The sequence below is a fragment of the Bifidobacterium sp. KRGSERBCFTRI genome, from assembly GCF_025908335.1.
Window position 1 is genome coordinate 226,476 of record NZ_CP109653.1, and the last position, 19,583, is coordinate 246,058.

Below are 19,583 nucleotides of genomic sequence, written 5' to 3' on the forward strand. Positions count from 1 at the left end.
CCGCACCAGCAGACCGCCCCAAACTCAAGGAGCCAGGCCGCCGTGCTGAGCAGCAAGAGATAAACTTACACGAGAACCCGCAAACGCGCAACCCGACGGGCATGACGAAGCGTGAAACCGTTGGAAATCCAACGTTCCATCGGCGTGTCGAAAACGAGCCAAACGCGACCTGAAACCGTTGATGACACCATCATAGGACGCTAAAACCACGGCCAGGTGAACGCGAAAACAACAACCCACGGCGTGTCGGAATCGCAAAGCCAAATGCGGATGAAGCGAAGACGCGAACAATGCAGCCATCTGCGCTATGAACGCGATATGGGATCCATAGCCTGACAACCGCACCAATGCAATATCAGGAAATACAGCGCCAAGAAAAAGCAGCACACGGATCCGAACGAAGGCAATGAGATGCAAAAGCCGGGAGGCTCCATGTTCCACGGAGACTCCCGGCTTGGTATTCAATTATTGGTTTTCAGTTATCAGCCAATCACTCGGCCTGAGCGGGCTCTGCAGCCGGCTCAATCGTGGCGACGGCCTTCTTGCGGCTCAGGTAGCGCTTGATGGTCAGGAACTCCAGACCGATCACGAGCACCGCAACCACGCCCCAAGCCACGTACATGGCGGTCTTCCAGATCGGGGTGGCGACCTTCGGCTCGCCATTCGCGTACTGCCAGCTGTTGGCGGCCGTGTACAGGATGTTGTGCGCGGCCTGACGCATGGCCTTCACGGAAGTGGCGGACTTATCGGTGATGTGGTTGGTGATCTTGGTGGTGGCAAGCATCGAATCGTTGCCCGCACGCACTTCCTGATCGGCGTTCTGGTAGCCGTAGCCGCCGAAGTAGTCGGTCAGGACGAAGCCTTTGAAGCCCCACTCGCCGCGCAGCACGGTCTGCAGCAGCGCGCTGTCGGCGCCGGCATAGGTGTTGCCGATGTAGTTGAAGGAGCTCATCACGGCCTGGGCGCCGCCTTCCTTCACGCTCATCTCGAACGGCTTCAGATAGATCTCACGCATGGCCTGCTCGTTCGTCCACGTGCACAGCATTTCCGTACGCTTGGTCTCCTGGTCATTCAGAGCGAAGTGCTTCATGAAGGAGTACACGCCCTTGGACTTGGCACCGGAGATCTCGCTGGATGCCATCACGCCGGAGAGCAGCGAATCCTCGGAGAAGTACTCGAAGGTACGGCCGGAGAACGCGTTGCGGTGGATGTTCATGGCCGGTGCGTACCAGCCAGCCACGTGCATGTCGTGGGCCATGTCGCCGATCATCTCACCGAACTGCTTGGCGAGATCCTTGTTCCAAGTGCAGGCGAATGCCGTGGAAGCCGGGAAGCCGATGGAGCCAACGCCGGTGAAGTTGTTATTCAGCGATGCCGGGCCGTCCGCATCGGTCAGCTGGATCTTGCCGACGGACTTCAGAGCCTGGGTGCCATAGCCACCATTGGCGATGAGGTTGTCCATATCGTCGAAGGTGAGCTGGTCGAGCAGCTTGTCCCAATCGGCGTCGTCATAGTCCTTGCCGTACATATCGGACAGCTTCAGACCGTTCTTGGCACCGGTGGTCGGCATCTTGTCGGAATCCTTGTCGAACTTCTTCGGATCGTAGTTCGAGTTGTTGTAGAAGGTTTCCTTGGCCTTGTCGGACATCTTGAAGTTGGTCGGGGCGGCGGTGGCCTCCTTGTAGTTCGCGAAGTGGTCGGCGCGGGACAGGTACGTCACATCGCCCGCCACATCATCGAACTGGTTCGTGGCCACGGTCTTGTCGCCATTGTGGGTGTTCGAATCGGAATCGTAGGTGACGGTGTCCTTCACGGTGATCGCCTTGTGATCGATCACGTGGTGCGAATCGGACTGGATGGAGATGTCATAATCGCCCTTCTCCAGCACGTACGCCTTCGCGCCCTTGTAGTCGTAGGACGCCATGTCGTCGTCATCGAACTTGACGGTGACCTTCTGGGACTCGCCCGGCTGCAGTTCCTTGGTCTTCTCGAAGCCGGCCAGGTTCTTGGACGCCTTCTCGATGCCGCCGTCGGTGTACGGCGGGTTGTAGTAGGCCTCGACCACGTCCTTGCCGGCCTTATCGCCGGTGTTGGTCACGGTGGCGGTGACGGTCACCTTGCCACCCTTGTACTTCACGCTGTCGAGCTTCTGATCGAACGAGGTGTAGGACAGGCCATAGCCGAACGGGAACGCGACGGTGTCATCATAATTAATCAGGCCTTCGTCCGAAGCGGTCTCATAGAACTTGTAGCCCACATAGATGCCTTCGGAGTAGTTGACAAAGCCCGGAATGGCAGTGACGTCGTCACCCGTGAAGCCCTTGTACTTGGCTGCCTTGTCTGCCATATTGGTGTATTCGAACTTGCCGAAGTTGTTATAGGACACCGACTTGGTCAGATCCTTGAGGAAGGTGTCGGAGGTCTTGCCGGACGGGTTGGTCTCACCGGCAAGCACCTCACCAAGGGCGGAGAAACCGGTCTGGCCAGCCGGCGGGCACCACACGACGGACTGGATCTGCGGATAGTCGTTGAGGAAATCGAACTGGAACGTGTTCGCGCCGTTGTAGACGAGCGTCACCTTCTTGAAGTTGCTGGTGACCAGGTCGATCATGTCACGCTCGGTCTTCGACAACTGAAGGAAGCTCTCACCCTTCTGGAAGTCGTCATAATCCTTGGAGTTGTTCTTGTAGGTGATACCCTTCGCCTTCATGTCCGTCGGCAGGTCCGCGCCCTCGCCGCCGACACGGGTCAGCACGACCACGGCCTCGTCCGAGAAATCCTTCGCGTCGGAGACCAGCTTGTCGGAGTACTGCTTGGCCGGCACCTCGGGCAGGGTCCAATCCTGAGCGAACATGCCGACCTCAGGACGATCCTTGCGGTAGTCCGTGTACAGCTTGCTCAGCTCCGTATTGGTCTTCAGGCCAGCCTGCTTCATGCCGTCAAGCAGGGAGACGGTCTTGTACTGCTTCGACATGGAGCCGGAGCCGGTGCCGCCGTAGACGGGGTTGGTGGAGCCCCAGCCGAACACGTTGACCTTCTTGCCGGACAGCGGCAGGTTGGAATCGTCATTCTTCAGCAGGGTGACGGCCTCCGACTGCACATCCTTGGCCAGCTCGTTGGCCTTGGAAACCGTGGCGTCGGACAGCGTGTACTTGGTGATGGTCGCATTGTTGAGCAGCGTGGAAAGCGGGCCGGTCAGCATCATGGACACGGCCACGACGATGCCTACCAGCGCCACCAGCCAGGATTCGGAATGGACGATCTTACGGGTCGCCACGTCCTTGACCGTCTTCTTGTTGACGGCGAAGGTGATGATCAGCGCGAGCACGAATAGCACGCCGATCGCAATCAGATATGGTGTCAATGAACCGATGACGTTCATGACATCAGCCATGTTGATTTGCAGCATGGTCTGCCTCCTCCTTGATTCTCATAACCAAACGACACATTGGCTCCAATGCCTTTATCGGAACCACGAAACCATTCAACACTGCCCCGCATCTCATGGTTTCGGTGAAGTGGCTGCAGATGCGTGCGGCAAGTGAAGACACTTCTTCATGTCGATGATTCGATTTCATCAGACTTCAACGTGCGGCACATGGCGTTTCCCCAGCCTGTCAATTCGCGTGCATAATCTGCACGCCAAGTACGATGGAAGTATGAGCGACTTAAGCGCATTGAATCTGGAAGCAGGCAGCCTGGTTGGCGGCTACACGTTGATTTCCCGGCTTGGTTCGGGTGCCATGGGCTCGGTATGGCGTGTGCGGGACGATGGCGGCCATCAATATGCGATGAAGATTTTGCGTGATTCCCTCTCCGACGACGATTCCCCGCAGCGGCAGCGCGACCAACTGACCGCACGCGAGCGCCTGCGCAGGGAGGCGATGGCGTTGCAGAAGGTGCGGCATCCGGGCGTGTGCGGCATTGTGGATATGGAACTTGACGACGCGTTGGCTTTTATTGTGACCGAGTTGATCGAAGGCAAGAATCTGCGTGAGGATGTGCGCGTCAATGGCCGATATGTGGGCGACGATTTGGAACGGCTGGCACGCAAGCTGATTGAGGCGGTGCGTGCCGTGCATGCGTCCGGCATCGTGCACCGCGATATCAAGCCGACGAATGTGATGGTGTCGAGCACCGGCCCGGTATTGGTGGATTTCGGCATCGCTATGGGCGAAGGCGAAAGCCATGTGACGCGTACCGGTCTGGTGATGGGCACGCCGGGGTTCATCGCGCCGGAAATCATTGATGGCGCGGAATCGGATGAAATGACCGATTGGTGGTCGGTGGCGAGCGTATTGGCGTTCGCCGCTACGGGTGAGCCGGTGTTCGGCACGAAGCCGATGATGACCGTGTTGGAACGTGCGGCGGCAGGCAGCGCCAATCTTGCGGGACTTCCTGCGGGCACGATGGCCGCGTTCCGTTCGGCGCTTAATCCGGATCGGACGAAGCGGTGCACGCCGGACGATTTGCTGCAGGCGATCGCCGTGGATGCGTTGAATCCGCAGGCGTGGGTTGCGGCCGACAATGGTGGCGCAGCGGATGGCGATACGGAGGCGATGCCCCCTTTTGTTGAATCGCCCGACAATCCGCGCACGTTGTGGCGATTGCAGGACGATATAACCGGCGAAAACGCCATCGGCACGCGCACGATGCCAAGGCTCAGCGAAGCAACGCAGGCGATCGGGCAGCCCGATGTGAGCGCAACTCAAGTAATCGGGAAACAAGTGACCAGCCAATCCGACGCGAGCGCAACGCAGGTGATCGCACCTGTTGACGATGCCGAGACCAGAGTGCTTTCCGACGCACTTCCCAACGTGGACAGCACGCGCACGATGCCGCAATCGCAAGGCACGCGGGCGATGCCGACAGGCACACAGGTAATGCCGCAATCCATGCCGTCAACACAAATGCTGCCGGCCCAGAACGCATGGAATCCAGCGGAAGCGCCGACGCAAGTCGACCCGACCATCAAACCCGCGTTGCAACGCATCGCCATGCGGCAGCCACCGTCCGTCATACCGCAGGCCACGGTGGCCGCGGCGCAGCAATCGCCCGCAATGTCATTCCCGCCGGTACCCGGTATGGATGGGCCGAACGTTGCGGAAGCACCCAATCCCGCCGATGTGAAGCGTGGCGCGATGTTGGGCCGGGGCATGCTCCCCTGCGCGCTGATGGCGATTCCCGTGGCCGTCTGCGGACTGTTCTCACTGTGGACGGCGATGGCAGCCGCGTTGCTGTTCGCCTGTGCGCTGGCCACCATCGGATTCAACACGGAGGCGCAGCTCGAGCGCGAAGGCAAACGTGGCGGCGAGAAGAAAAGTTCCGACTGGCTGCTGCGATTGGCGGGACTGCCCTGGCACATCGTGAAGGGCTTCGGCGTCGCCATCGTGCGGACGCTGATCATGTTGGCCGTGGCCGCGCTGGGTTTGTCGCTCACCACGGTCGTGCTGCAGCTTCCGTATGCCGTGATGGATATGTGGATATTTGGATTGACGATTCCGATGCCGACGCTGCTTGGCGGTCCGCTTTCCGAAAGCGGGCTGGCGCAGGCTGCGTTCTGCGCGATCGGCTGGCTTGTGGCCGTGGCCGCTCCGGGCGCGATCGTACTGCGATTGGGCGGCGGCGCACTGCGTAAACAGCCGTATCTGCGCCACTTGAGCGAGCTGCCGACGCAATCGCAAGGCAATACGGAATTCCCGGCGAATCGATAGCAAGGCATCGCTAGTATGGTGCCCAGCATAACAACGTGAGGTCGAAAGGAATATCGATGGCCCAGAACAGCAAGGATGCGCAGAAGCGTACCAGCCGCGCCGAGCGTAGGGCCGCCGAGGCCGCGGCGATGAAGGCGCGCGCCGAGCAGATGGAAAAGGAACGCAAGCAGCAGACGATCATCGGCGGCATCGTGGTGGCGGTGCTGGTGATTCTGGTGGCGATCGGCGCGTTCACCGTGTACCACAACATGCATAAGAAGGCCGAAACGAAGGCTTCCACCGAAACCGTGCAGGAAGCGTACACGGCGTTGCAGAAAGTGAAGAACACTCCGAAGCTCGTCGATAAGAACGGCGGCCTGCTGATTTCCAAGAACGGCTACGGCAAGGCTGTGGAGGGCGCGCCGACCGTCGAGCTCTACATGGATTTCCTGTGCCCGGGCTGCGGCAACCTGCACCGCCAGTTGGACGCCGACCTGCAGAAGATGGTCGATGCGGGGCAGATCAATCTGGACCTGCATTTCATGGCGTTCATGGACCGTTGGTCCACCGACGAGTATTCCAGTCGCGCGGCGAACGCGGCCATCTACCTGGCCGAGCATGACAGCGACCCGAACCATCTGATCTCCTTCCTGGAGAAGGTCTACGCCGAGGATTTCCAGCCGGAGGAAGGCTCCGCATACAAGTCGGTGAGCGACGCCAAGATCAAGGAGCAGATGATCGCCGCGGGTGTTTCCAAGGATGTTGCGGACAAGGCGTTTGGCCGCGATTATCAGGAATGGCTTGATGCGATCGACACTTACACGCCGAAGCGTTCCGAACTGTGGCATCAGTCCGGCAGCTACAAGGGCAGCATGACCACGCCGACCGTGATCATCAACGGCAAGTATTGGGATATGGACCAGCTGACCACCGCCCAGACGACGGTTAAGGACGGTCTGTTGGAATCGATCGGCCTGAAGGACAGCGAAGTCGGCGTTGCCGGCAAGATGCCGTCCATCGGAGCCAAGAAGGGGCCGATTTCCGTCACCACGGGCGAATAACCCCTTACGGGCAGCCGGCGCGTCTCAACCCGCAATACTAAGTTGACGGCGGTGGAAGCGCTGGTTATGCTATTCATCGTTCCTCTGTTGTTTTCATAGCAAAAGAGGACATGCCTCCTTAGCTCAGATGGCCAGAGCGGCCGCCTTGTAAGCGGCAGGTCGTCGGTTCGATCCCGACAGGAGGCTCGAACCCGTATGACGGGCTTGGACCTCTTACCATGGGTAAGTGCTCCAGAAGTCTTCCCCCAACTTGAGACTTCTGGCAAAGCGGACGAGACGTCCCCCAACCTATCTCGTCCGACCGGGGGCAGGACATCCCCTTCTCTCCTGCCCCCTTTTTATTTTTCGCTTTTCGCACCTGCTTTCAAAAATGTGGCGGTATGGATAAAACCATCGGAAAGCACGGCAACCGTTCCAGCTGAGCCGTTACAATAACGGCGTTGTAGGCAGCGCTGAAAAGAGGATAAATGACGAGAAGGTGGACCCCTCGGAGATTCGTGACGCTTCGTCGTGTCCGCGTCATGGCATGCGTGGCCTCATTGACTTTGACTTCGGCGTTGGCGTTTGGTGTGGGCGCGCGCAAATCCGTGGCATTGACCGTCAATGGGGAGACCACCACGGTGACCACATATGCGATGAGCGTGGACCGTCTGCTGCAGGAGCAGGGCGTGAAAGTCAAAACGCACGACCTGGTGGAGTCGACCAGCCCGACCAGCATGCTGAAGAACCATGATGTGGTGAACGTGCAGAGCGCATACCAGACCACCATCACCATCGACGGCCAGGAAGTGCCGTTCTGGACGGTCGCGTCCAGCGCCGAGCAGTTGCTGGACTTCTTCAACCAAAACGAAACCGAAGCGGCGAAAATCACCGTCAATATCAGCAACGTCTACAACAAGCTCACCGGCGGTCTCATCATCAACCAGAAGGGGCCCGTCACCGTCATCGCGGACGGCAAAAGCTCGGTGGCGCCGAACGGCAAGCTGCCCGCCGCCTCCATTCTTGACGCCAAAGGCATCACGTTGGGCAAGGAGGATCGCGTCAGCGTCGAAAAGGACGGCAAAAAGACCATTCTGCGCGTCCGCCGCGTGACCCACGGCGAGGAAACACGTACGAAGGAAGTGCCGTTCGGCACGCAGACCATCATCGACCCGAACCTGCAGCCGGGCGAAGTCACGATACGGCAGGAAGGCGAAAACGGCGAAATCCAGCAGACGTACGCCGTCACCTACGTGGATGGCGTGAAGGAAAGCGAGACGCTGACCGAAGAGAAGACCACGAAAATCGCCATCGACAAAGTCATTGCGGTCGGACCGGAAAAAACTACGGACGATACCGACAAATCCGACAACAGCGGCAACGGCAATGGCGATAACGGCGATTCCGGCAAGACGGACGACGGCAAGAACGATTCGGGTAAGAACGACTCGAATAAAAACGACAATAAGTCCGATTCGAACAAGTCCGATTCCGACAAAACCGATTCGAACAAGTCGGATTCCTCGGATAAGAACAATTCGAACAACAACTCGAATAACAATTCCAACAACACCAAGAAGGACGATCCGGCACCGACCCCCACACCAACCCCTGCACCGCAGCCGACTCCCGCACCCCAGCCCAAACCGCAGCCCACGCCGCAGCCGAGCAATCCTTCCGCAGGCTGCCGCTTGTACCATCCTTCCGCGGCACAGGCACAGGCCTACGCTTCCGGCGCGGCGGCGCAGCGCGGCTGGACCGGCCAGAACTGGACGGATCTGGTCAAACTCTGGAATCGCGAATCCGGATGGAGCTGGAGCGCGGAAAACGTGTATTCGGGCGCATACGGTATTCCACAAGCGTTGCCGGGCAGCCAAATGGCCACGTTCGGCGCGAATTGGAAGGACGATGCCGCCGTGCAGATCGACTGGGGTCTGAGCTACATCGCACAGCGGTACGGCAGCCCGTCCGCGGCGTGGCAGCACTCCGAACAGACCGGATGGTACTGATCCGGCTAATCGCCAACGATTTTCGTACCGGCATGAACGGATAATGAGGGAATGACAGAAAACGTGAACGAGCATACGCAGGGCCATTTGCTGGGGGCGGCCGACATCCGACGCATCGCCGCCGACGCGGGTATCAGCCCGACGAAGAAATTCGGGCAGAATTTCGTGATTGATCCGGGAACCGTGCGTCGCATCGTGCGCGAGGCCGGCGTGACCGCCGACGACCATGTGCTGGAAGTCGGTCCCGGACTGGGTTCGCTGACGCTGGCGATTCTGGAAACCGGCGCCACGATGACGGCTGTGGAAATCGACCCGCCGGTCGCCGAACGCCTGCCGAAAACCATCGCCGAATTCATGCCGGACGCCGTGGACCGCTTCCGTGTGGTCAACCGCGACGCACTTACCGTCAATCCGGAGAATCTGCCCGATTTCAAGGATGACGATTCCTTCACGCTGGTGGCCAATCTGCCGTACAACGTGGCCACGCCGATTCTGCTCACCCTGTTGGAACGTTTCGACAATCTGGGCACCTTCCTGGTGATGGTGCAGAAGGAAGTGGCGGACCGTTTGAGCGAGAAGCCCGGTTCGAAGATCTACGGCACGCCGAGCGTGAAGCTCGCATGGTACGGCACCGCGGAACGCGTGGGCGTCATCGGCCGCAACGTGTTCTGGCCGGCCCCGAACGTCGATTCCGCGCTGGTGCTGTTCAAGCGCTACCCGGGCGGTCACACCCCCGCCGCGGACAATGCGGACGGTTCCGTGGTGGATCGCGAAACCGTGTTCCGTTTGATCGACGCGGCTTTCGGGCAGCGCCGCAAGACCCTGCACGCCGCATTGAAGAAAATCGTGCCGTCCGAAGCGTTCGAGAAGGCCGGCATCGACCCGACCCGTCGTGGCGAGACGCTCACCATCGACGAATTCGTGGCGTTGGCACGCGCGTTGGATGAGGTGTTCGCGTCATGAGCACCATTGATTCGCCCGCCATCGGAACGGCCACCATCAACGCCGTGAGCGTGGACTGCCCGGCGAAAACGAATCTGACCCTGCATGTGGGCCCGTCGCATGCCGAATGGGGCGGCCGTCATGAACTCGACACCATCTATTGCGCGGTCGGCGTATACGACACCGTCACCGCCACGCGCAAAGCGCCGGGAAGCGGCTTCTCGCTGAATCTCGAGGGCGCGTATCTGGGCGACCTGGCCTCTTCCGGCAGCGATATGCGCCGCAACCACGCCGTGCTGGCATTGTTCGCCATGGCCGAAGCGAGCAGCCATGAGCCGGACGTGGCGTTGAACATCGACAAGCGCATCCCCGTCGGCGCGGGCATGGCCGGCGGTTCCGCCGATGCGGCGGCGACGATTCTGGCATTGAACACGTTGTGGGATCTCGATTGGCCGATCGAACGCCTGCAGGAAGTCGCGGCCACGCTGGGCGCGGACATGCCGTTCTGTCTGACCGGCGGTTACGCGCGCGGCACCGGTTTCGGCGAACGCATCGAACAGCTTGATGACGATGGCGATATCGTACGCGATCTTACGGAACGTGGGTTTACCGGCCATCTGCTGGTCGGCGCATACCGTGCGGAACTGCGCACGCCGGAAGTGTATGCCACATTCGATCAGATCGGTGCCGGCGATGGCGATGAGAACCACCTGCAGAAGGCGGCGGTCTCCCTGCATCCGCGTAGCGGACAGGCGATCGAGGAAGCCTTGCGTGCGGGAGCCAGCCAGGCGTTCGTCTCCGGTTCCGGCCCGTCCGTCATCGCGTTCGTGCCGACGGAGGATGCGGCGGACGCCGTGCAGCGGGCATGGCAGGACAGCCGTTGCGTCGATCGCATCATCGCCACGAACGCCCCAGCCCGACCGATTGTGCATATCACCGCATGACACATATCACCGCATGACAGTAAAGTTGATGGCAATTGGTTTGTTCAAAAGGAATTCGTAAATGACCCAGGCTAACGACGAGCGCGCCGCGCGCAAAGAGTACATTCGCCGCCGTCAGAAGACGGTGTTCAGCATCGTCGGAGCCGTCATGGTGGTCGCCATGGTGGTGTCCCTGCTGTTCTTTTTCCATGTCGGAGGCCTGGGCAACGTCAAGTCGGCCGCCGTACAGCCGAACTACGGCCAGCAGGCACCGTGCCCCATCAAGGAAGCCGACGGCAACAAGGCCAAGTATGTGGAGAATCGCAACATCACGCTGCGTGTGCTCAACGGCACGAAGTTCTCCGGCTTCGCCAAGGCGGTGAGCGACGCGTTGCAGAACCGCGAGTTCAACCCCCAGACGCCGGGCAACTACACCAAGAAGGTGGATCGCACGATGATCGTCTTCGGCAAGAACGGCGTGAATCAGGCGTACACCGTGGCAAGCAATTTCACCGATGCCATGCTGGTTATGGACGACCGTCAGGACCAGCTGATCGACGTCATCGTGGGCGCCACGTTCGACAATCTGCAGGATACGAAGAAGGTTCCCGCCGCAGGCAAGGCGATCACCGGCATCCAGGGCTGCGTCGCGGTGGACAAGATGACCGACCTGCCCAAGGCGCCCGAGCATGATGCGGTGAATCCGCAAAGCTGACCGCCAATCGAAATCGATATAGGCAATATGAAAAACCCGCGCTCCCCCAATCGGGAACGCGGGTTTTCGTATTCGAGCTGTTCCATGCATGCGGCGAAACCACCGCATGTCAATCGCTATTCGCCCTGCTCCTTGTACCAGCGTTCCAGCTCGGCAACGGCCACGTCACGCTCCACCGGACCGTTATCGAGGCGGTATTCCAGCATGTGCTTGTACGCCTTGCCGACCATCGGGCCTGGTTCGATGCTTAGCAGCTGCATGATCTCGTCGCCGTTGAGGTCAGGACGGATCGCGTCGAAGTCTTCCTTTTCTTTCAGGTCGCGTACACGCTGTTCCATCTCGTCCATGGCCGCCGAGAACATCATGGCCTTGCGCTTGTTCTGTGTGGTCGTGTCGGCGCGCGTAAGGCGGTTCAGACGCTCGTACAGCGGGCCAGCGTCCTTGACGTAGCGGCGGACCGCGGAATCCGTCCACGGCTCCTCCACGTAGCCGTGGAAGCGCAGATGCAGGTTGACCAGCTCGCTGACGTCCTCGACCATGTGGTGGTCGAAATGCAGTGCCTTCAAACGCTTGCGCGTCATCTTCGCGCCGACGGCGTCATGACGGTGGAAGCTCACCTTGCCGCCCGCTTCGAAACGACGGGTCTTCGGCTTGCCGATGTCGTGCAGCAGAGCCGCCAGACGCAGCGTCAGGTCCGGGGCCGGCACCGGACCGTCGGAACCGGTTTCGAGGGCGACGGCGCGTTCGATGACGATCATGGTGTGTTCGAACACGTCCTTATGGCGATGGTGCTCGTCGATTTCCAGCTGCAGCGCGGGAATTTCCGGCAGCACGATGTCGGCAAGACCGGAATCGACCAACGCTTCGATGCCGGCGCGCGGGCGATCGGACAGCAGCAGCTTGACCAGTTCGTCGCGCACACGTTCGGCGGAGACGATTTCGATGCGATCGACCATGTCGGACAGCGCTTCGGCGGTTTCCGGCTCGATGCGGAAGCCGAGCTGCGCCACGAAACGCACGGCGCGCATCATGCGCAACGGATCGTCGTCGAACGACTGCCGCGGATCGACGGGGGTACGCAGCACGCCTTTGGCCAAATCGTTCGCACCGCCGAACGGATCGACGAATTCGAGTTCCGGAACACGCAACGCCATCGCGTTGACGGTGAAATCGCGGCGGGAAAGATCGCCTTCCAGCGTGTCGCCGTAATTGACTTCCGGCTTGCGCGAGTCGGGGTCGTACGTGTCGGAACGGTAGGTGGTCACCTCCACTTTCACCTCGGTGCCGTCCTCACGCCTGCGCATCGCGCCGAGCGTGCCGAATTTGCGGCCCATATCCCAGAAGCCATCATGCCCAAAACGGCGCAGAATATGCTCAAACTGCTCGGGACGCGCCGATGTGCAGAAATCCAAATCATGCGATTTGCGATGCAGCAGCAGGTCGCGGACAGGACCCCCGACCAGTGCCAGTTCGTAGCCTTCCGCAGCAAACATACGTCCTAATTCAATGGCCTCTGGCCACACTTCGAAGTTCACGCCATACCTTTCAGCACCACAAGTTTTCCGTTTACCAGCATACCGTTACCCCACCTGCACACAGAATTGAGTATGGTTGGAATCATGATTACGCCCGCAGACCTTGCACGCATGCTTGCCCATGCTGCGGACGACCATGCCCAAAATCCGCTGGAACCGGACGAACTGCTGTACACATCGCAGTCGGTTTCGCTGCAGCAGCTGCAACAACTACAGCAATTGCAGCAGCGCACGATCATCACGCCGAGCGCGCCTACGCCGGCGATGATGCCGCGCCGGCGCACCGCGGATGGTCCGACCACGTTCGCATCGCTTGACGCGCAGGAGCTGCCGGTGGTGCGCGAGTATTCGGCGGGCGGGCTGGTGTTCGACGACAAGGGTCGCGTGGCGATCATCGCACGTCATTCACGCAGCGGGCATTTGGAATGGTGCCTGCCGAAGGGACATATCGAAAAAGGCGAAACGCCGCAGCAGACGGCCGTGCGCGAAGTGCATGAGGAAACCGGCATTCTGGGCGAGGTGGTCGATTCCATCGCCACCATCGACTATTGGTTCACCGGTACCAGCCAACGCGTGCACAAGCTGGTGCACCACTTCGCGTTGCGGCAGATCGGCGGCGAGCTGACCGTCGAAGGCGATCCCGACCATGAGGCCGAAGACGCCATTTGGGTGGATTTTGCTGATTTGGACGATGTGCTGAGCTATCCGAACGAACGGAAGATAGCATGGTTGTACGCAAGGAAACTCAACAGACAGGCGTAATAGTGAATCAATCCGCACAACGGCACGTTTCGCGTGGCCTTCGCGCGTTATCATCCATCCTCGCCATGGTATTGACCATGGCGTTGATGTTGTTATACGCACCCACGCCATCGGCAAGGGCCATGGAATCGACCACATCGGCGGAGTCGACGGACGGTATGTTGTCCATCAACTCTTCCACGGCCGTATTGACGGACACCTCCGGATACCATCTGAACGCCACGGTGACCAACACGACCGGACAGGAGATTCCCGCGGGAACGCTGACGCTGGCCATGAACGCCTTCTACACGTTCGTTTCGCGCAACGACATCCAGGATTGGTCTGAAGGCAACGGGCGAATCCCCACCCCGCAATCCGTGGGACAGGCCGATGTGCCCGCGTTGCAGCCGGGAGCCAGCGCCAACGTGAGCATCGACGCGGACGCCCATCAGGAATCGCTCGCGGCCATCAACTCTTGGGGGCCGAAGCCGGTGCTGCTGAGCTATTCCGCCAACGGAACCCCCCTTGCTCAATCGCATACGTTCGTGACGCGCACCGGCGCGGGACTCCACACGCCCAGCACGCCGGCGCTGCACATCACCGTCGCCCAGCCGCTGGCCGCCAACGGGTGGACCACCGACAGCAAGCTGCTTGGACAGCTGGTCGATGAAGGGGGTATTTCCTCCTCGAAACTGGCGAAAATCGCCATGCCCAGCAAGGATGACGACGCACGGCTCAAATCGTTGCAGCAGACCTTCGCCAAGCACGACATGCTGCAGGTCGTAGGAGATCCGACCTACCTGCAGGCGATGGCGATGCCAACGCGGGTCGACGGCATCACCCAGCCCGCATTGTTCGACATGACCGCCTACAGCGCCATGAACAACGCTCCGGCCTACAGCGCAGCCGGTATCAACGACCGTCAATGGTCCGCAGCCAAAGCCCGGAAAACCTATCAATCGGCATTGGGTGACAGCAACGCGGACATCACCGCATACGCGTGGCAGGGCAACGGCAATTGGACCCTACAAGCGTTGACGAAGGCCCGCCAGCAGGGGTACGGCACCGTCATCGCCACGCATGACTTCGAAGAGGACGATGCGGATACCGTACGTACCGGCAAGACGGTGGTCTCCACCGATGTCGGGGACATCACCGTGCTTTCCGCGCAGAATGTGCTTTCCGGCCTGGCCCAAGGCAAGGCGACCAGTGACGATGCCAACGCCGACAGCGAGGGAACCACGGCCGGCAGATTGGCGCGATTCGTCGCGCAAAGCGCGTTCTACCAGATGGAACAGCCTTATGCGGAACGCAACCTGCTGGTCTGTCTGAACGAGGATTCCGACCCCAGTGTTGTGGACGCGCTGATGAGCGACATCGAGCAGTCGCCGTGGCTGAACCTCACCGATCTCGCCACGTTGAAGGATGCCGACATCTCCGAAGATGCGGCCAGCATGTCAACCGACCTTCCCCAAACGGACGGCCTTACCGATAGCATGCGCAGCGACGTCCAGCAGACTCTGAGCGCGCTGGCGAACTCATCGAGCAACATCAAACGTTTCAATACGTCGATCCTCGTCAAGCCGAACGGAAAAGACGAATCCGACGTCAACACCTGGAGCAGGCAGCTGACGAACGCCCACACCATCATGGCCCTGCACGCGTTGGGCGGCGAAAGCCCTTCCAGAAGCACGATGGCGGAAGGCGCGAACCAGCTCGCGGCCCTGCTGATCAACGGTGTGGCGATCACGCCGACGGAAAGCGTGAATGTGGTCAGCGAAACCGCGAAAATGCCGGTGACCATCAGCAACAGCCACCCGTACCCGGTGAAGGTGAAGGTCTCGTCGCTGACCGATTCCATGCAGATCGTCACGTCCCGATTCGACACCGTGCAGGTGCCGCCCCACGGCGAGGCACAGGTGGCGTTCACCATCCGTGTGTCCACGTCCGGCACCGCCAACGCCACCATCAGCCTGTTCGACAGGAATGGTGCAGCGTTTGGAGCCACGCAGGTCACCCACATCACCAGCGCGCTGCAGATCAGCGACAAGAGCGGTTTCGTCATCATCGGCTTCGCCGTGCTCTTGGGCGCTGTGGGACTGTGGCGTCAATTCAACCGTAAGAAGGATCCCGACGAATGAGTTCTTCCGTTGGCCGTAACTCACTGATCATGGCCTCCGGTACCGCCGCTTCGCGCGTGACCGGCCAAATCCGCACCATCCTGCTTGCCTGGGCCTTGGGCACCACCGGCTATGCCGCCAACGCCTACCAGGCCGGTTCGATGATTCCGCAGGTCATCTACACGCTGGTTTCCGGCGGCATCTTCAACGCGGTGCTTGTGCCGCAGATCGTGCGCACGCTGAAATCGAAGGACGCCGAAACCAAGCTCAACAAGCTCATCACCCTTGCCATCACCCTGTTGTTGGGTGTGACGCTGCTCATGGCCGTTGCCACGCCGTTGTTGACCAAACTGTATGTCAACGGCAGCGCCGAAACCATGGCCCTCGCCACCTCCTTCACCTTGTGGTGCATGCCCCAGATCTTCTTCTACGGCCTGTATACGGTGATCGGGCAGATTCTCGCGGCGAAGGACCATTTCGTCACGTATGCGTGGAGCTCGGTCGGCGCGAACATCATCAGCTGCATCGGTTTCGGCGCGTTCATCGCGATGTTCGGCAGGGCCACGGAACGTCCGCTGGACTTCTGGACGCCGACGAAAATCGCGCTGACCGCCGGCACTTGGACGCTTGGCGTGGCGTTCCAGGCGCTGGTGCTGTTCATTCCTTTGACGAGAATCGGCCTGAAATACCGTCCGAAATTCGGCGTTCACGGCATCGGACTGCGTTCGATGGGACCGGTCGCCGCGTGGAGCCTCGGCATCGTCGGCGTCGATCAGATCGTCAACATCATCGTCACCCGCGTGGCCACCAGCGCGCCGTTCAAGGCTTCGGAACAGCTGCATATGAGCCAGTTGGACGTGGCCGGCAACGCCTCGTATCAGAATGCGTACACCATCTACATGCTGCCGTATTCGCTGATCGCCGTGTCCATCGCCACTGCGATCTTCCCGAAAATATCGAAAGCCATCGCGGACCGCAATATCGACGAGGCGCGCAAGGATCTGAGCTCGGCCCTGCGTAATCTCAATCTCATCATGTGCTTCTTCGCAGCGGCGTTCATCGTGCTTCCGTTGCCGATCATCCTCGCACTGCTGCCGTCCATCAGCGTGCGTGAGGCGCTGCTCATCAGCACGCCGCTCGCCGCTTTGGGCATCGGCCTGCCGCTTTCCAGCTCGTATCTGGTCATCCAACGCACGTTCTACGCGTTCGAAGACGGCAAGCATCCGTTTATTTTCATGGCGATCACCATGACCATCCAGGGTGGCGTCATCATCGCGTCGACGTTCATTCTGCCGCCCACGCAGTGGATCACCGTCATCGGATTGGCGATTTCGGTGAGCTTCATCCTGCCGTATCCGCTGCTTACGCACATGCTCCGCTCCCGTTTCGACGGCGATGTGGACGACAAGCGCATCATCACCGCCTATGCGAAGGCGCTGGTGGCCACGATAGCCGCCTGCGTGATTGGCCTGCTGTGCCGCAACGGCGTCTACCGGCTGGTCGGAGCGCATATCGGCCCCGACGACGGCACTATGAACTGGGGTCAGGCGGTTCTGTCCGCGATACTGCTCACCATCGTCATCGCCATCGTCTATCTGGCGTGCCTGTGGGCGCTGCGTGCCGAGGAGCTCACTTCGGTCGTGGGCATGCTCGCCGCCCGCATACCAGGGCTTGGCAACAAGCCTAAGTCTGGCGGAACGGCCAGCCCCAACGGTAAACTTGAGCAAAGTACCGCCGAAAACGGCGACCAAGAATAACAGCGTAGGTAGAACAATCGTTACAGAGTTGAAGGAAACCATGAAACCTCAACTGGGAGATACCATCAGCAACCGCTATGTGCTGGTTTCGCCATTGCGCGAGGAAACCGGCTTGCAGGTTTGGAAGGCAAGCGATCACGTGCTTGCCCGGGATTGCCAGCTTTTTATCGTCAACAACCGCAAGGCTTTGCAGGACGTCAATGCGACGGCCTCCATGCTGGCGATTTCCCACGACGCCCATTTCACGCAGGTGCTGCAGCTTCAGCACGTGGGCGAGGTGGCGTTGGTGATCACGCAGCTCGATGCCGGCATGTCGTTGAGCGAGTATCTCACGCAGTCCAGCAAGCCGCTGAGCTTCACCGCGATCCGTTCCATTCTTGGTGAGGTCGTCGAAGCCCTGCACGTGTTGCAGAAAGACAATCTCACGCATTTCTCGATCAGCACGGACACCGTGCGATTGACCCGCAACGGCATTGAAATCGCCGACGCGCCGGTAAGCATCATGCTGGCCGATACTTCGCGCGTGCAATCCGTGGAAAACCAGGAGCAGCTTGCGATTCGCCAGGTCGCTTCCCTGCTGTATTCCCTGCTGACGCGCACGCCGTCGACGCTGTCCACGAACTACCATCTTGACGCGATTTCACCGAACGTGCCGATGGAGTTCCGCGTGATTTGCAAGCGTGGTCTGGATCTCAAGGAGAAGGACGGTTTCCCGACCGTTCCGATGGCCACCATCGCCGAATTGGAGGCGTTGCTGGGCGACTACGAGCCGCTGGTGAAGCTTAACGGCCCCGATATTGCGTTACCGTCCGCGGATTCGGAATGCTCGATTGTGAACGTGCCCCTGCTGCAGATTCTCGAGCAGGATGCCATCGCCTTGCCCGATACGCTGGCTGAAACCGGAAGCATTCCGGAAATGACGTTCGAAGCGCCTGAACCACACACTGATTTCTCCGACAGCAAGGAAGCCTTGGCCAAGGGTATGGCCGCGACCGGCGGTGCCGTGAAATCGCTGTGGAACAACAGCCGCGAACTACTCAGCGAAGAGGACCTCGACGGATCCTCCGAAGATGTGGATTCGCCGTTCTCCTTCCCCATCCGTGTTTCCACGCCGTCGCCGCAGGGCGATTATCATACGGACGATTCGCAATTGGAGAAGACCGGTCGCATTCCGGTGATCGGACCTGACGGACGGGTCATCGAGCCGGGCGAGGAATCCGCACGCGCGTTGAAGGCGGAGCAGGAAGCGATCGACGCGGCATATCAGAACGAAAACGGAGCCCCCGTTGCGGTGCCGCCGAGCTTTGCCCCTAAAGCCTCTTCCTCCAGTCCGGCCGAGGTCGCCAATGCCAAATTGTTCGGCAAGCTCACCACCAAGGTCGTGGCCATTGTGGTCGCGTTCATTGTGGTGGCCGTCGCATTGGGATTCGCCATTCATGGTTTGACCAAGAAGCCCGATGACGGCATCACCAATACGAATTCCAACAATCCGTGGCCGGAAATGAACCTTGACGACGTGCCTTTCGGCAATAATGGCGATTCCGGCAATGGCAGCAGCTCCGCCAGCGATGCAAACAACGATTCCAACGATGCCAACAGCTCCGACAACGGCAGCTCCGATTCCAGCAAGCCGAAGAAAACCACGAAGAAGAGCCATTCCGCCAAGAAGGACGTCGACAAGGTGGTGACTTCGGATAAGAAGGTGCGGAAGGTTCCGGAACCGAAGATGCCAGAGAACACGACTCCGTATGAGATCGACAACCGCCAGTTCCTGTCCAATCCGGACGGACAACAGGGTTACGGTTATTACCTCCACCTCAGCCAGCCCCAGAAAGCGTATCGCATGGTCATCAAGATCCGTTCTTCCGGTGGCCAGGGCTACATTCGCGTGAACGCCAAGTCCAGCCCGAACCAGGGTGAACAGGTCGCCCAGTTCGAGTTCGACGCCAGCGGCACCACCGAAATCAAGTTCAACAAGGCCGTGGAGACCCAGGACATCCTCTTGTGGGTGCCGTTCGACAGCCTTCCCGGCAACCAGCTGTACATCGATTCGGTGCAGATTTTCTGACGCATCGGCAGACAAGGAGGGTGTGCGGATTGTTCCG

The 19,583-nt window shown here is 60.0% G+C and carries 12 protein-coding genes and 1 tRNA gene; 11 read left to right on the plus strand and 2 right to left on the minus strand.

Going from position 1 to position 19,583, the window contains the following annotated elements:
* Positions 1–490 precede the first annotated feature (490 nt).
* Positions 491–3,409, minus strand: coding sequence for a glycoside hydrolase family 3 protein (locus tag OGI63_RS00940; RefSeq protein ID WP_041777452.1), 2,919 nt, complete (start codon positions 3,407–3,409; stop codon positions 491–493).
* A gap of 250 nt (positions 3,410–3,659) precedes the next feature.
* Between OGI63_RS00940 and OGI63_RS00945 the strand changes: the two genes are divergently transcribed.
* From OGI63_RS00945 to OGI63_RS00975, 7 genes are all read left to right on the plus strand, one after another.
* A complete protein-coding gene (locus tag OGI63_RS00945; RefSeq protein ID WP_041777453.1) occupies positions 3,660–5,714 on the plus strand; it encodes a serine/threonine-protein kinase in 2,055 nt (684 codons plus the stop codon).
* A gap of 56 nt (positions 5,715–5,770) precedes the next feature.
* Positions 5,771–6,754 carry a DsbA family protein gene (locus tag OGI63_RS00950; protein WP_041777454.1) on the plus strand — a complete coding sequence of 328 codons (984 nt, stop codon included), beginning with the start codon at positions 5,771–5,773 and terminating at the stop codon, positions 6,752–6,754.
* Positions 6,755–6,866: 112 nt separating this feature from the next.
* A tRNA-Thr gene (locus tag OGI63_RS00955) sits at positions 6,867–6,940 on the plus strand.
* Positions 6,941–7,221: 281 nt separating this feature from the next.
* Positions 7,222–8,742, plus strand: coding sequence for a G5 domain-containing protein (locus tag OGI63_RS00960; RefSeq protein WP_011743905.1), 1,521 nt, complete (start codon positions 7,222–7,224; stop codon positions 8,740–8,742).
* A gap of 51 nt (positions 8,743–8,793) precedes the next feature.
* Positions 8,794–9,705, plus strand: coding sequence for a 16S rRNA (adenine(1518)-N(6)/adenine(1519)-N(6))-dimethyltransferase RsmA (rsmA, locus tag OGI63_RS00965; RefSeq protein ID WP_011743906.1), 912 nt, complete (start codon positions 8,794–8,796; stop codon positions 9,703–9,705).
* Positions 9,702–10,628: a 4-(cytidine 5'-diphospho)-2-C-methyl-D-erythritol kinase gene (locus tag OGI63_RS00970; RefSeq protein WP_011743907.1), complete on the plus strand. Its 927-nt coding sequence runs from the start codon at positions 9,702–9,704 to the stop codon at positions 10,626–10,628. Before rsmA ends, OGI63_RS00970 begins: the two co-directional genes overlap by 4 nt.
* Positions 10,629–10,689: 61 nt before the next feature.
* Entirely contained in the window at positions 10,690–11,322 is a 633-nt protein-coding gene (locus OGI63_RS00975; protein ID WP_011743908.1) for a LytR C-terminal domain-containing protein, read from the plus strand.
* 116 nt (positions 11,323–11,438) lie between these two features.
* On the opposite strand, the gene OGI63_RS00980 is transcribed toward OGI63_RS00975, so the two are convergent.
* A complete protein-coding gene (locus tag OGI63_RS00980) occupies positions 11,439–12,857 on the minus strand; it encodes a CCA tRNA nucleotidyltransferase (protein WP_011743909.1) in 1,419 nt (472 codons plus the stop codon).
* Between the two features lie 84 nt (positions 12,858–12,941).
* On the opposite strand from OGI63_RS00980, the gene OGI63_RS00985 reads away from it, so the two are divergent.
* From OGI63_RS00985 to OGI63_RS01000, 4 genes are read left to right on the plus strand one after another with little or no spacing between them, the layout of a single operon-like run.
* Complete coding sequence (locus OGI63_RS00985) at positions 12,942–13,619, plus strand: NUDIX hydrolase (protein WP_021912890.1); 678 nt, start codon at positions 12,942–12,944, stop codon at positions 13,617–13,619.
* The gene (locus OGI63_RS00990; protein ID WP_011743911.1) at positions 13,583–15,742 is read left to right on the plus strand and encodes a DUF6049 family protein; all 2,160 of its coding nucleotides are present in this window, start codon (positions 13,583–13,585) and stop codon (positions 15,740–15,742) included. Before OGI63_RS00985 ends, OGI63_RS00990 begins: the two co-directional genes overlap by 37 nt.
* Entirely contained in the window at positions 15,739–17,478 is a 1,740-nt protein-coding gene (gene murJ, locus OGI63_RS00995; protein ID WP_011743912.1) for a murein biosynthesis integral membrane protein MurJ, read from the plus strand. Before OGI63_RS00990 ends, murJ begins: the two co-directional genes overlap by 4 nt.
* Positions 17,479–17,518: 40 nt before the next feature.
* A complete protein-coding gene (locus tag OGI63_RS01000; protein ID WP_011743913.1) occupies positions 17,519–19,546 on the plus strand; it encodes a hypothetical protein in 2,028 nt (675 codons plus the stop codon).
* Positions 19,547–19,583 lie beyond the last annotated feature (37 nt).

Excerpts from the sequence above, each read along its gene's own strand:
- OGI63_RS00940 (WP_041777452.1), bottom strand. The coding sequence starts at position 3,409 with ATGCTGCAAATCAACATGGCTGATGTCATGAACGTCATCGGTTCATTG.
- OGI63_RS00945 (WP_041777453.1), top strand. The coding sequence starts at position 3,660 with ATGAGCGACTTAAGCGCATTGAATCTGGAAGCAGGCAGCCTGGTTGGC.
- OGI63_RS00950 (WP_041777454.1), top strand. The coding sequence starts at position 5,771 with ATGGCCCAGAACAGCAAGGATGCGCAGAAGCGTACCAGCCGCGCCGAG.
- OGI63_RS00960 (WP_011743905.1), top strand. The coding sequence starts at position 7,222 with ATGACGAGAAGGTGGACCCCTCGGAGATTCGTGACGCTTCGTCGTGTC.
- rsmA (WP_011743906.1), top strand. The coding sequence starts at position 8,794 with ATGACAGAAAACGTGAACGAGCATACGCAGGGCCATTTGCTGGGGGCG.
- OGI63_RS00970 (WP_011743907.1), top strand. The coding sequence starts at position 9,702 with ATGAGCACCATTGATTCGCCCGCCATCGGAACGGCCACCATCAACGCC.
- OGI63_RS00975 (WP_011743908.1), top strand. The coding sequence starts at position 10,690 with ATGACCCAGGCTAACGACGAGCGCGCCGCGCGCAAAGAGTACATTCGC.
- OGI63_RS00985 (WP_021912890.1), top strand. The coding sequence starts at position 12,942 with ATGATTACGCCCGCAGACCTTGCACGCATGCTTGCCCATGCTGCGGAC.
- OGI63_RS00990 (WP_011743911.1), top strand. The coding sequence starts at position 13,583 with ATGGTTGTACGCAAGGAAACTCAACAGACAGGCGTAATAGTGAATCAA.
- murJ (WP_011743912.1), top strand. The coding sequence starts at position 15,739 with ATGAGTTCTTCCGTTGGCCGTAACTCACTGATCATGGCCTCCGGTACC.
- OGI63_RS01000 (WP_011743913.1), top strand. The coding sequence starts at position 17,519 with ATGAAACCTCAACTGGGAGATACCATCAGCAACCGCTATGTGCTGGTT.